Source organism: Amycolatopsis thailandensis (genome assembly GCF_002234405.1).
Lineage (GTDB): Bacteria > Actinomycetota > Actinomycetes > Mycobacteriales > Pseudonocardiaceae > Amycolatopsis > Amycolatopsis thailandensis.
Map to the genome: position 1 here is coordinate 188,410 of NZ_NMQT01000073.1, position 10,966 is coordinate 199,375.

General features: G+C 66.9%; 17 protein-coding genes. 8 read left to right on the forward strand and 9 right to left on the reverse strand.

Annotated features, from left to right (window positions below; translation table 11 throughout):
• Nucleotides 1-17: 17 nt before the first annotated feature.
• The 3 genes from CFP71_RS44260 to CFP71_RS21510 all read right to left on the reverse strand — a co-directional run bounded on the left by CFP71_RS44260 (nt 18) and on the right by CFP71_RS21510 (nt 1,890).
• Complete coding sequence (locus CFP71_RS44260; protein ID WP_162788262.1) at nt 18-422, reverse strand: hypothetical protein; 405 nt, start codon at nt 420-422, stop codon at nt 18-20.
• Between the two features lie 170 nt (nt 423-592).
• Nucleotides 593-973, reverse strand: a complete 381-nt coding sequence (locus CFP71_RS21505) for a DUF397 domain-containing protein (protein ID WP_093935659.1) — start codon at nt 971-973, stop codon at nt 593-595.
• A 35-nt stretch (nt 974-1,008) separates the two neighbouring features.
• Nucleotides 1,009-1,890: a Scr1 family TA system antitoxin-like transcriptional regulator gene (locus CFP71_RS21510; RefSeq protein ID WP_093935660.1), complete on the reverse strand. Its 882-nt coding sequence runs from the start codon at nt 1,888-1,890 to the stop codon at nt 1,009-1,011.
• Between the two features lie 190 nt (nt 1,891-2,080).
• Between CFP71_RS21510 and CFP71_RS43685 the strand changes: the two genes are divergently transcribed.
• The 6 genes from CFP71_RS43685 to CFP71_RS21535 all read left to right on the forward strand — a co-directional run bounded on the left by CFP71_RS43685 (nt 2,081) and on the right by CFP71_RS21535 (nt 5,677).
• Nucleotides 2,081-2,353 carry a hypothetical protein gene (locus tag CFP71_RS43685; RefSeq protein ID WP_143267149.1) on the forward strand — a complete coding sequence of 91 codons (273 nt, stop codon included), beginning with the start codon at nt 2,081-2,083 and terminating at the stop codon, nt 2,351-2,353.
• Between the two features lie 192 nt (nt 2,354-2,545).
• On the forward strand, nt 2,546-2,836 hold the full coding sequence (locus tag CFP71_RS21515) for a hypothetical protein (protein WP_113690579.1): 291 nt from the start codon (nt 2,546-2,548) through the stop codon (nt 2,834-2,836).
• The gene (locus CFP71_RS21520) at nt 2,833-3,249 is read left to right on the forward strand and encodes a hypothetical protein (protein WP_093935662.1); all 417 of its coding nucleotides are present in this window, start codon (nt 2,833-2,835) and stop codon (nt 3,247-3,249) included. The genes CFP71_RS21515 and CFP71_RS21520 overlap by 4 nt, the downstream gene beginning before the upstream one ends.
• Before the next feature lie 12 nt (nt 3,250-3,261).
• Nucleotides 3,262-3,603 carry a putative ATP-grasp-modified RiPP gene (gene tgmA / locus CFP71_RS21525; RefSeq protein ID WP_093935663.1) on the forward strand — a complete coding sequence of 114 codons (342 nt, stop codon included), beginning with the start codon at nt 3,262-3,264 and terminating at the stop codon, nt 3,601-3,603.
• Nucleotides 3,603-4,553, forward strand: a complete 951-nt coding sequence (tgmB, locus tag CFP71_RS21530; protein WP_093935664.1) for an ATP-grasp ribosomal peptide maturase — start codon at nt 3,603-3,605, stop codon at nt 4,551-4,553. Before tgmA ends, tgmB begins: the two co-directional genes overlap by 1 nt.
• The gene (locus CFP71_RS21535) at nt 4,550-5,677 is read left to right on the forward strand and encodes a methyltransferase domain-containing protein (protein ID WP_093935665.1); all 1,128 of its coding nucleotides are present in this window, start codon (nt 4,550-4,552) and stop codon (nt 5,675-5,677) included. Before tgmB ends, CFP71_RS21535 begins: the two co-directional genes overlap by 4 nt.
• 108 nt (nt 5,678-5,785) lie before the next feature.
• Here the strand turns inward: CFP71_RS21535 and CFP71_RS21540 are convergent, their stop codons facing one another.
• The 3 genes from CFP71_RS21540 to CFP71_RS21550 form a co-directional block, all read right to left on the reverse strand.
• The gene (locus CFP71_RS21540) at nt 5,786-5,998 is read right to left on the reverse strand and encodes a hypothetical protein (RefSeq protein ID WP_113690581.1); all 213 of its coding nucleotides are present in this window, start codon (nt 5,996-5,998) and stop codon (nt 5,786-5,788) included.
• A 170-nt stretch (nt 5,999-6,168) separates the two neighbouring features.
• Nucleotides 6,169-7,641 (reverse strand): recombinase family protein, encoded by a 1,473-nt coding sequence (locus CFP71_RS21545; protein ID WP_093935667.1) that lies wholly within the window; start codon nt 7,639-7,641, stop codon nt 6,169-6,171.
• 110 nt (nt 7,642-7,751) lie between these two features.
• Entirely contained in the window at nt 7,752-8,093 is a 342-nt protein-coding gene (locus CFP71_RS21550; protein WP_093935668.1) for a VOC family protein, read from the reverse strand.
• 128 nt (nt 8,094-8,221) lie between these two features.
• On the opposite strand from CFP71_RS21550, the gene CFP71_RS21555 reads away from it, so the two are divergent.
• A complete protein-coding gene (locus CFP71_RS21555) occupies nt 8,222-9,028 on the forward strand; it encodes a SigB/SigF/SigG family RNA polymerase sigma factor (RefSeq protein WP_093935669.1) in 807 nt (268 codons plus the stop codon).
• On the opposite strand, the gene CFP71_RS21560 is transcribed toward CFP71_RS21555, so the two are convergent.
• On the reverse strand, nt 9,018-9,764 hold the full coding sequence (locus tag CFP71_RS21560) for a maleate cis-trans isomerase family protein (RefSeq protein WP_093935670.1): 747 nt from the start codon (nt 9,762-9,764) through the stop codon (nt 9,018-9,020). The two genes, CFP71_RS21555 and CFP71_RS21560, sit on opposite strands and share 11 nt — an antisense overlap.
• A 111-nt stretch (nt 9,765-9,875) precedes the next feature.
• Between CFP71_RS21560 and CFP71_RS21565 the strand changes: the two genes are divergently transcribed.
• The gene (locus tag CFP71_RS21565) at nt 9,876-10,076 is read left to right on the forward strand and encodes a DUF3072 domain-containing protein (RefSeq protein ID WP_093935689.1); all 201 of its coding nucleotides are present in this window, start codon (nt 9,876-9,878) and stop codon (nt 10,074-10,076) included.
• A gap of 51 nt (nt 10,077-10,127) precedes the next feature.
• Here the strand turns inward: CFP71_RS21565 and CFP71_RS45385 are convergent, their stop codons facing one another.
• A complete protein-coding gene (locus CFP71_RS45385; RefSeq protein ID WP_005159680.1) occupies nt 10,128-10,253 on the reverse strand; it encodes a hypothetical protein in 126 nt (41 codons plus the stop codon).
• A gap of 86 nt (nt 10,254-10,339) precedes the next feature.
• Nucleotides 10,340-10,771: a pyridoxamine 5'-phosphate oxidase family protein gene (locus tag CFP71_RS21570; RefSeq protein WP_093935671.1), complete on the reverse strand. Its 432-nt coding sequence runs from the start codon at nt 10,769-10,771 to the stop codon at nt 10,340-10,342.
• Nucleotides 10,772-10,966: the final 195 nt, after the last annotated feature.

Genomic DNA, 10,966 nt, shown 5'->3' on the forward strand with positions numbered 1-10,966 from the left:
GCAGCATCCTCCTCTGCTCAGGCGGCAACAGCGTGTGCTGTGCTGCGGTTGTGCCGAACTCCCGGGCGTTTGCGGAGCTTCCGCTTGCCCATGTGCCGCTCGGCAAGGAACAGCCGGATGTGCTCGCGTGCAACCGGTACCGGCGACAAGTAGCCCTCGACCTCGGGGTACAGGATGCGACGTGCGCCGATGCGGCTCATCGTGTACGGCTCGCAGAGGTCCACGCCGGGCAGATGGCAGCGGGCGCATTCCAGCTCCTGCCGCCAAACCTCGTCCGGGTGGCCCTCGTTCTGAATGAAGTACGTCCCGAGCTGGTGAGTCAGGTCCCAGTTGTGGTGGAACAGTCGGCAGCGAAGAAACGCTTCCGGCGCGGACTCCAGGTACTCGCGAACCTCCGGGGGAATCCCGGACGCCTCGGTCATGCAGACCATCCCTCTCGTGTGCGCGTGATCACCCTGTTGAAACCGATTTAACACACCGTGCGGAGAGTAAGCAACCGGTTCGCGACGGAAAGTTTCCACCGGTACCGAACGCAACAGACGACAAAGGCCCCGTCGCTCACCGAGCGACGGGGCCTTTGTTGCGTCAGGCGCTACGCGGCGAATGCTGCCGCGTCGAACTCGTAATGCCTTACGCCGAGCCAGAACTTGTCGGCCTCAGACTCAGTGAAGACCAGCTCGACGTCGCTCGCGACGGCCGCACGGAACACGTGCAGACCGTCATGGCGGCGAACGACCTCCAGGCAGGTACCGGCGGCCGAACCTGTCGCGCGGTAGGTCTCCAGGAAGGCGTCCCAATCGGCCGCGTCGAACACGAGCCGGAGATCGTCGGCGGAACCGAACGGCACCGTGTCGTTGCGCAGCTCGACCCGCGCTCCGCGGCGGGCCACGCGCACGCAGTCCTTGTCCGGCTGGCTGGCGGACGCCTTGCGGAAGTCGTCTTCGCGGAAGGGTGACGGGGTGGCGGTGCTCATCAGCGATCTCTCCTGGTGGGGTGTCTCTGGAAAGCTCAGGCGGCGGCGCGGTAGTCGTCCGCGACGCCTCGAAGGAAGTCGCGGGTCTCGTCGAACTTCAGGGCGGCATTGCTCAGTCGCGCCCACGCGGTCTCGTACGCCCGCAGCGCCTTGCGGTCGTCGAGATACCTGATCTCGGCTTCGCCCTCGACGTAGGCGAGTTCGAGTGGGCCGGCCGCTCCTGGGGACGGCACGCGAATCAGCGTGAACGGAGATGCGATCGGCGACCTTCGGCCAGCGGGCTGGTCGAAAGGCATCACCTGGATGTGGACGTTCGGGCGGTTGGACAACTCGATCATGTGCTCCACCTGTTCGAGCATCACGCCAGCGTCGCCCCACACCCGCCTCACGCACGACTCCGAAAGGACGAACTGGAGGAGCGGCGGCTCGTCCTTGGCAAGGATGTCCTGGCGAGCGAGTCGTGCCGCGATCCGGTCGTCGAGCGTGACGCCGTTGATTTCAGGCATGTCGGCATGCAGTGCGCGGACGTACGACTCGCACTGGAGAAGTCCCGGCGCAACCTCGACCTCTACGCCACGCAGCTGGTCGGCGTGCTTGTCGAGATCGACGCGGAGGCGGATGTCTTCGGAGTACGCCCGGTTGTGTCCGGTCGTCCAGAAGCCGCGCTTGTGGTTGTCACGTCGCAGCTCGCGTAGAGCCTCCTGATAGCCCTCGTCGGTGAATCCGAGCTTCGTCGCGAGCAGCACGAGGTCGCCGGGCGCAATGTTGCTGCCCCCGCTGATCAAGCTGGCCATGCGCGGCTGGCTGGTTTCGATGAGCTTCGCGGCCTCCGCCTGTGAAGCTCCTGCCGTCTCGATCATGTGCGCGATCTCGCGCCCGAGCAGCAGCTTCTTGGCAGTGCGGACGGTAGCGGGCATCTACAGGACCTCTCCGTGAGCTGAGTTCGTGGCGTTTCCGGATCGGTCGATACCTCCTCTCGCCACAGAGGGTATCGCCCGACGCCACTCGAATGGACGGGTGCTCAAGGCTTGATAATCAAGCCGAGCGGTATCAGACTGCATATCTACAAGATCGGAACCATCTAGCTGGAATCAGTCACACTACCGCATGCGAGAGGCCGTTATGTCCGCACCTACGACAGCAGTTACACCCGCTCTGACCAGGCGAGAGGTCAAATGTCGCGATGCGGCACGGCGTCCGAGGCACGTCAGCACCTACGTCGGTGAGGGCGTCGTCGTACTGCTCGCCCCGGCGGCCGAGGCTGCCCAGCTCGACCCGGACAGTGCACGCGAACTCGCGACGAACCTCCGCGAGCACGCCGACGCCGTCGAGGCCCGCCAGCGAACCTCGGCCGGAGCCGCGCAGCGCACGCGCTTCTAAGACCTGGCCCGCTTCCTCACCCCCAGAGAGGGACCGGGCTTCCGCAGGCGGGCGGCGGGACGTCGAGCAAGGCGGCGCGGCCCGGACGCCTGGCTCCGCCCCGCCGCCCCCTACCCCGAGAACGCGGCGGGCCTGACGTGGACCCCGACCTCCGTCAGGTCCGCCGCACACCACCTCATCAGGACGGTTCACATGGTTCAGCCCTCGAAGAACGACGAAAACCCCCATAGCGAGGCGCTGCGCCGAGCCGTTGCCCACGGGTTCGAGCAAGTTCCCATGCCGCTCTCGACGATGGCGGTGTACGAACGGTGGGATCGTCCGGCAGGAATCGTCGAGGTCATCAGCGTGGTCAGCGATGACGAGGCGAAGGCGGCTCGGTGGCTGATCGCTGACTACGACTCCGGCGAGCACGGTCCGCGGTGGTCCCGCCAAGGATCACCCGAAGACGTGATCAATGCCTTATTCGAGACGGCCGAACCATGAACGACGAGTTCATGGCTTCGGAGACCGCTTGGCCCGGTCTCTGGAGCAGCAATCTCTTGCACAAGGTGGTGAAGGGCAACGAGAGCCGCCTGTCCGCCCAAGGGCGTTCGTTCGGACTCTCCGAATGCGGCGTGGCCTGCGTGCCGTTCCCGACGAAGCGGCCCGGCACGGCGTACTGCCCGACCTGCTTTCCGAAGTGGCCACGAGAGGTCGAACCCGAGTTTGACGAGGTGCTGCCTCCGCTGCCGAAGAGGATTCCGCAGCAGGTACCGCCTCGGCGGCCGTTCCGGAGCGACCCGGACAGCCCCTGGTTCAACTCGTTTGAGCAAGCAGACGAGGTTTCCCCAATGAGACGGCGCGAAGTAGTCGCGTCGGTCGCGATAGTGCCTGAGCACCTGTTCAGGCGTGGATAAGGGAGGTACACGATGACCGCAGTACTGGAGCCCGGTTTCGCCGACGACCCGTTGGCGACCCACAGCGCCCAGTTCCCCCTCGGTCAGCTCCACGAGCGCACTGCCACGGACATCCGTTCCGAACCCGGCGTGCGTCCGTGGGGCCTTCGCTGGATGGAGGAGGGACGGGTGGCCGGCGTGGAGACCCCCCGGGGAACCTACGACCCCGTCAGGCAGGTGTCGGTCGACGCCGAGGGGCGGCCGATGAGCCCCTTCGCCGCCACAGCGAACTCGGTGTCGAACAACGACGGCGACGAGGGGCCGAGCGAGGACTGGACCTACGACTTCACGCCAGACAACCCGCACCAGGTCTGATGTCCGTCCTCATTCTGACCGGGGAACACGACCCGTCCGCTGATCTCATGGTCTCGGCGCTTGAGAAGCGCGAGGCGATCGTCCATCGGGTCGATACGTCCTGGTTCCCGGGCCAGCTCAGCGTCACCGCTGAGCTGGCCTCGGGCCGCTGGTGCGGCACCTTGCGCACACCGCACCGGACGATCGACCTCGACACCATCACCGCCGTCTGGTACCGCGAGCCGAAGGCATTCGACTTCCCGGAGATGACGCCCACGGAGCGGATGCACGCGAACATCGAGGCCAAGTACGGCCTCGGCGGCATCCTGACGACGCTCCCGGTCCTGTGGGTGAACCACCCCGCCCGGGTAGCTGACGCGGCGTACAAGCCGGTCCAGCTCGTCGCTGCCCACCGGGCAGGGCTGACCGTGCCGGACACCCTCCTCACGAACGAGGCGGACGCCGCCCGCGAATTCGGCCGCCGGGGACGCACCGTTACCAAGATGCTCGGCGGCGTCTCGCTCGTGGAAGAAGGTACCCGCCGGTACGCCCGCACCAGGCTGCTCGATCCATCCGACTTCGAGGACATGCGCGGCCTGGAACGGACTATGCACCAGTTCCAGCGGTGGGCGTCGAAGGCGAAGGAGGTCCGCGTAGTCGCGATTGGCGACCAACTCAACGCCATCGAGATTCACGCCCACAGCGCGAAGGCGTACGTGGACTACCGATCCGACTACCGGAGCCTGCGGTACCAGCTCACCGACCTACCGGAATCCGTCGAGGTCGGCGTGCGGCAGTTGATGAAGCACCTCGGCCTCCTGTACGGCGCGATCGACTTCGTGGTCGGTCCCACGAACGAGTGGACGTTCCTGGAGATCAACCCATCTGGCCAGTACGGCTGGTTGGAAAACCATACTGACGCTCCGTTGACCGACCAGCTCGCCGATCTCCTAGCAGGAGGAACCGCATGACCGACTGGGAGCCACGCGCCGTCGCGCTCGCCGACGAGCTGGCCGCCGCCGGGAAACTGACTGACGAGCGCTGGCGCAAGGCGCTCACGAGCGTTCCGAGGCATGTCCTGGTGCCCGAGTACTTTCAGCCGGACCAGGAGGGAGGATGGCGTCGGGTCAGCACCTCTGCTGGCGAGGGTCTGGATGCCGTCTACTCGAACAAGTCCTTGATCACCGACGTGGACGAGCGGGGTCATGCCGTTTCGTCGTCGAGCATGCCGGGCCTGATGGTGCGGATGCTGGAGTTGCTGGAGATCGGGCGGTTCCACCGCGTACTCGAAATCGGTACCGGCACCGGCTACAACGCCGCCTTGATCACCGAGTACTTGGGCAACGGGAACAACCTGTTCAGCGTCGACATCGACTACATCGACACAGCGCAGGAACGGCTCGCGAGTCTCGGCTATCACCCGACGCTGCGGAAGGCCGACGGCGTTGACGGGTTGCCGGACTGGGCTCCGTACGACCGCATCCTCGCCACCGTGGCCGTACCGCGGATTCCGGCAGCCTGGGTCGCTCAGCTGAACGATGGCGGGCGCATCCTGGCGGACATCAAGGTCGCGGTCTCAGCCGGGAATCTGGTGTTGTTGCGCAAGAACGGCGACACCCTGTCCGGCCGCTTCGATGGCAGGTACGCGGCGTTCATGGCGATGAGGCACCCGGACCGGGCGCAGCAGCGGCCGAGCCAGCCGGCCACCTCCGGGAACGAAGAACACTCGACGACCCACTATGAGCCGATGGCGTGGGAGAACACGGTTGTCTGGTTCCTCGCGGCGCTCCAGTTCCCGGAGGGCACCACCTATGGCATGCAGCTTGACAGCGATCACCAGCCGTCGAAGGCCACCTTCTCCAGCGGGGACGGCTCGTGGGCTCGCGTCGACATCAAGGCCGATGCCAACGGTGAGCGGCTGGTGGTCCAGTCCGGTCCGACAAGCTTGTGGGACGTGATCTCCGACGGCTACAGGCAGTGGGAGGAGGCTGGCCGTCCGACCTGGGACCGCTTCTACCTCACGGTGAAGCCGGACGGCGAACAGGTCGTATGGCTGGACGATCCGGAGGGGGAGTTCTCCTGGCTGTTGCCTTAACCGGGCTTTCTGGAGCGGCCAGCCCCCCGACGCTCCCGGTTAGCCCCATGCCAGGATGCAGGACAGGGAGCCCCCGGCGCACGCATCGCGCCGGGGGCTCCCTGCTGCTCAGACAGTGACGTGACGACCGAGGATCGCCAGCATCCGTTGCAGGCACTCCAGCAGGTCGCCGAGGTCATCCGCGAGGAAGACGTCAGCGGGGCTGTCCGCCCACACCTTGCTCACGTACTCGATGTCCCGCTCCAGGCGCTCCGCGTCCTCGGGATGCCCCGAGGTCCGCAGCTCCTCGGCGGACGCCTTCACCTTCTCCTCCAGGGTCATGCTCGTGCCTCTCCCCATCGCCTGAAACCGGAACGCCCCCTGATCGGTGCCGTCCTCGCCACTTCGACTTGTAGTTGATCATTCAAGTTCCGGCGGCGAGTCCATCGTCACCTTTGGGGTGAACGATGTATCTGAGCGCTCGGTGCCACCACCTGTACTGGCGGACCAGCTCATGCTGCGTCCTTCTTCTCGATGTGGATGCGGTCGCGGTAGTCGCCCTCCAGATGGCGGGGCTTGCGTCCCTTCTTCCCCTTCAAGATCGTCACCGTGCACAGCGCGTCCACGATCGCCCGCCTGCGCTCGATGGGGGTCAGCTCCGGGTTCATGAAGACTTCGGCCGGGTTCGGTGCGTCCGCGACTCCGCTGAGCACCGAGCTGGACGCCCGGGAAGCGAGGTCGGTGTTGACCTCGTCCAGCTTGAGGATGATCTTGTTCCGCTGTCGCAGGAAGGCCGCACGCGATAGCTCGCCGTCGCCCAACATGTCCTCCAGCTCCCTGATGCGCGTTCGGAGCGAGGTCGCCTGAGTTCGGAGGTCCACGGCGTCTCCGTCGGGCACCTCGATCAGGTTCGCTCCGTGCTTGATGAGCCGCGCGCAGACATAGGTGTTCACGATGGAGTCGATGGGAGCGGCCCGAACGGCAAGGTGGAGACCATGCTTGCAGCGGTACGCCGCGTGCTTCTCGCCGCCGGAACCCGACGAGGAGATCCCGGCCGAGCGCATGAGGTCGGAGCACACGTCGCAGCGGTAGAGGTTCGTGCCCAGCCACTTGAGCGACCGGCTACCCCGGTAGCTTGTCCGGTGCTCGTTGTCGAGCAGGATCGAGCGGACGGCCAGGTACTCGTCGTCGGTGATGATCGACGGCCAGATGGCCTTCACGTTCTCCAGCACGACGCCGCGGTGCTCCATCAACCCCGCATTGCGCGGTCGGGTCAGGATGCGCTTGAGCGTGGCCGGGTACCAGCGTGCCGATCCGCGCGGTGTCGGCACGCCCGACGCGGTCCACCGCTGGCAGATCGCGTACAGGCTCTCGCCGGAGATCACCCGCTGCACGGCATCCTTGATCATCGCCGCCTCGTGCTCGATGACCTTGATGCCGACCTCTTCGCGGTTGATCACGTTGCCGTAGGCGTCCCGGATCGTCCCCTGGTAACCGAAGGGACGCGCGCCGCCGATCCACTCGCCGCGTTCGAGGGCCTGTAGCTTCTCCCGGCACACGCGTTCGCTGATGTCCTCGGCTTCGCCTGCGTCGTTGGCAGCCAGGATGCGAGCGATCCGGCGGCCAGCGGCGGTGTTCAGGTCGAAGCTTGGCGACGCGACGTACCGGAACTCAGTCCCGTAGGTCTCGGCGAGTTCGATCTGACCTTCATGCTCGCGCGGGCGACGAGTCAGCCGGTTCGAGGTGTAGGAGGTGATCTTCTGAATGCGGCCACGCTTGGCGTCGGCCAGCAGCCGCTTGTAGTCAGGACGTGGCTTCTTCGATCGGGTCGACGCCCCGATGTCGTTGTCCTTGTAGATGTCGACCACCGTGTCGCCCTCGCTCGCCGCGAGCTTCCGGCAGTCCTGTTCCTGGCGCTCGACGCCCAGCTCGCGACCTTCACGGTCGTCGCTGATCCGGAGGTAGATCCCAACCAGCTTACCCACGGCGGCCCTCCCCGGACGGGGCAGCGGCGGCCCTGCAAGGCGCTGAGCTGGAGTTATGGTCGTTCAGTCGGGGTGGTGTTGAATCCATTTAAACAGTGTCACATGTGAAGCTATCCCTCGGGGTCGGCGAGGACATGCCAGGACTCTTCCCCGGTCTGGCCGACGTCGGCAGGCCTCGCACCGGCGGCGAGCAGCCGCTCCAGCTCCGCGTCCTGATCACGGTCGGTGGGGTTCACGTCGAGGTGCAGGGGGAGTTTGGCGGGCTTCGGGTCGTCGCTGCGACTCAGGATCAGGGTGGGCTGCGGGCCGCCGAACCCGGTGCCCGGCGGGCCGATCTCGACGTCTTCGCCGTCCTTGCCGATTTCGACGTATCCGAGCACTTCGCACCAGAACGCGGCCATCCGGACCGGATCGGCGCAGTCGAGGATGAGTTCGGTGATACGGCAGGCCATGGGGCGAGGATAACGCTCCCCGAGCCCACGACGCGGGTTCGATGTTTGCCGCGTCCGCCCGCCGGGTATCCGGAGCGCGGCGACAGGAGGAGAGCGATGACGGTCCGAAAGGGACAGGTGAGCGATCGATGAACGCACCCTCCCTGCTGGAAGACCGCCCGGCTGTCCGGACGCGGCGGCGGAACGACGATTACTCGCATTGCCGCCCCCTGTTCGAAGAGATGGCGGGTCTGCCCGACGGCCATCCGGAGCAGCGGAGGCTGCGTGAACGCCTGATCCTCGAACTTCTGCCGATCGCGGAACACATCGCCGTGCGGTTCAGCGGACGCGGTCAGCCGAGGGAAGACCTGATCCAGGTCGCCAGGATCGGGCTGATGAAGGCCGTCGACCGGTTCGATCCCGGACAGGGCGGCGACTTCCTGGCTTACGCGGTGCCGACGGTGATGGGCGAGGTGCGGCGTTTCTTCCGTGACACCGGCTGGGCGGTGCACGTCCCGCGCGGGATGCAGGAGCTGCGCACGCGGCTCTCACGGGGAACCACGGACCTGACCCAGACCCTCGGCCGCGCGCCGACCCCGTCCGAGCTCGCCGCTCACCTGGAAGTGGACGTCGACACCGTCCGGGAAGGCCTGCTCGCCGCGAACAGCTATCAGACGTCGTCCCTGGACAAGCCGGTCAACGAGGGCGAGGGCACGCTTCCCCTGTCCGACGTGGTGGGGGAGCTGGATTCCCGGTTCGAGCTCATCGAGGATCGCCACACCGTGGTCCCGCTGCTGGCGGGGCTGCCGGAACGGGACCGGGCGATCATCGTGATGCGGTTCTTCGACGGCCTGACCCAGTCGCAGATAGCCGCGCGCCTGGGGATTTCCCAGATGCACGTGTCCCGCCTGCTCACGAAGATCCTTCAGGACCTGCGCGGAAAGCTCAACGCGTAGCGAACAACTCGCCCAGGTGAGGCTGGGTCGGTGGTGTGCCCAGTGCACGCGAGGCGTCCCAGAGGGTGACGGCCGTGGCCGTCAGGACGGGCTTGCCGAGAGCGGTCTCGAGGTCTTCGAGCAGCGGTGTCGTGTGCAGGGCGGTTTCCGGGATCAGCAGCGCTTCGGCGTCGGCGTGGTCGGCCGCGGTCGCGAGTTCGGTGATGCGGTCGCGGTCCCAGGCGGCGAGGGCCCGATCGGAGGGCGCGTCGGCCGAAACCGAGTGAACGGTGGTGACACCCGCCTCGGCGAGGAAGCCGGCGAAACTCGCTGTCGTGTCGCGGTGATAGACGGAGGCGAGCGCGATCCGGCCGACGTCGAGGTGGGCGAGCGCGCCGAGGAAGGCCAAGGAAGTACTGCTCGCGGGCACGCCGAGCCGCTCGCCGAGTACGCGGGCTTGTTCGCGCGCGCCTTCGAGTCCGCGGGTGAAACTGCAACTGGAGCAGGCCCAGCTGACGACGTCCGGTCGCTCGCCGAACCGCGCGGCGGCGAGCCGGTCCGGTTCGCCGAGTTCCCGGACGGCCTCGTGCTTCCCTGCCGGGTCGAGGTCTTCGAGCCGGCCGATCTTCTCGCCCCACGGGACGTACGCGAAGTCCACGACGAGGCCGGGGTCGAGTTTCGCCGCCAGCGCCAGGAAATCGTCCTCGCCGCAGTCTCGGGTCGGGTAGAGCAGGCCGATGTGAGGTCCGGATCGCATGCCGGACGGGTACCCGGCGAGTCCCCGCTCACACCGGACGGTGGTGTGAGCACGCCGGGGAAGGGGTATCAGGAGCCGCGCGAGTGAATCGAGAGAAAGGACCACGTCGTGGTGGACGGCCCCCGGCTCAACCCCGAGAAGGACCCTGAGGAATGGACCACCGGTGACGAGCCGATGACCGGACCGCAACGGTCGTATCTGCGGACGCTCGCGCAGGAAGCGGGTGAGGAGCCGCCCGGGGAGCTGACCAAGGCGGAGGCGTCCGAACAGATCGAACGGCTGCAACGCGAGACCGGCCGCGGTACGGACTGACGCGGTGAGCGGCGGTTCGGGTCCCGGCCCGAACCGCCACTCACGGCATGCTCACTGGCAGGCTTCGCAGTCCGGGTCGTCGATGCGGCAAGCGGCACCGTCGGTGAGCGGGAAGTCGAAGTCGTCCAGCGCGGGGACGGCCAGCGTGGTCTCTTCCGGCGTGGCGGTAGCGGACATGTCACTCCCTAGAGGTACGGAACGGGTCTTACCTCTCTGTAGCGCTGAAGATCGCCCGTCATTCCGTGACCCGCGCCACAAGCGGATCAGACGGCCGCCAGCTCCTTGCCGGGCAGCATCCCGTTGGGGATGTCGGTCACGCGCCAGGACTCCACGGTGAGCTGGACGGTCTCGATCGGCGTGTCCAGGAACGGCGTCACGTACGGCACCTTCGCCACGAGCAGCTCACGGGCGGCCTCGGCCCGCTCGCCGTCGAGGATCTCGGCGCGGACCATCGCCTGGAGGAACGGGTCGGCGGGCGAGCCGGTGGAGACGATGACCGAGGCCACCGGGTTGTCCCGGAGCGCGGCGAGGGTGCGGCCCCGTCGCTCCAGCACCAGGACGAGGGTGAACAGATCGGACTCGGCGAAGAAGACGCCGTTCACCCAGGGGCCGGATTCGCCGGCGGTGGCGAGGTACAGCGACTGGTGTGAGGCCAGTGTGGTCCGCGCGAGGGCGGAGACATCGGTCGTGGACATGGCGGAAACTAGACCCCGGGCGTGCGGCGGCCTCAAGTCCGACAATCCCATCGGGCGATTTTGGCTACTTAGTGGCGGGTTGGCTCGGCGTGGAAGTCGCCTCCGCGACGGTGGCGGAGGCAGGCATGCGGTCGACCGCTCTGCCGGGTTCGGGTGTCGCGAAAGCCACTTTCGGGACATCAGACGTCCCGAAAG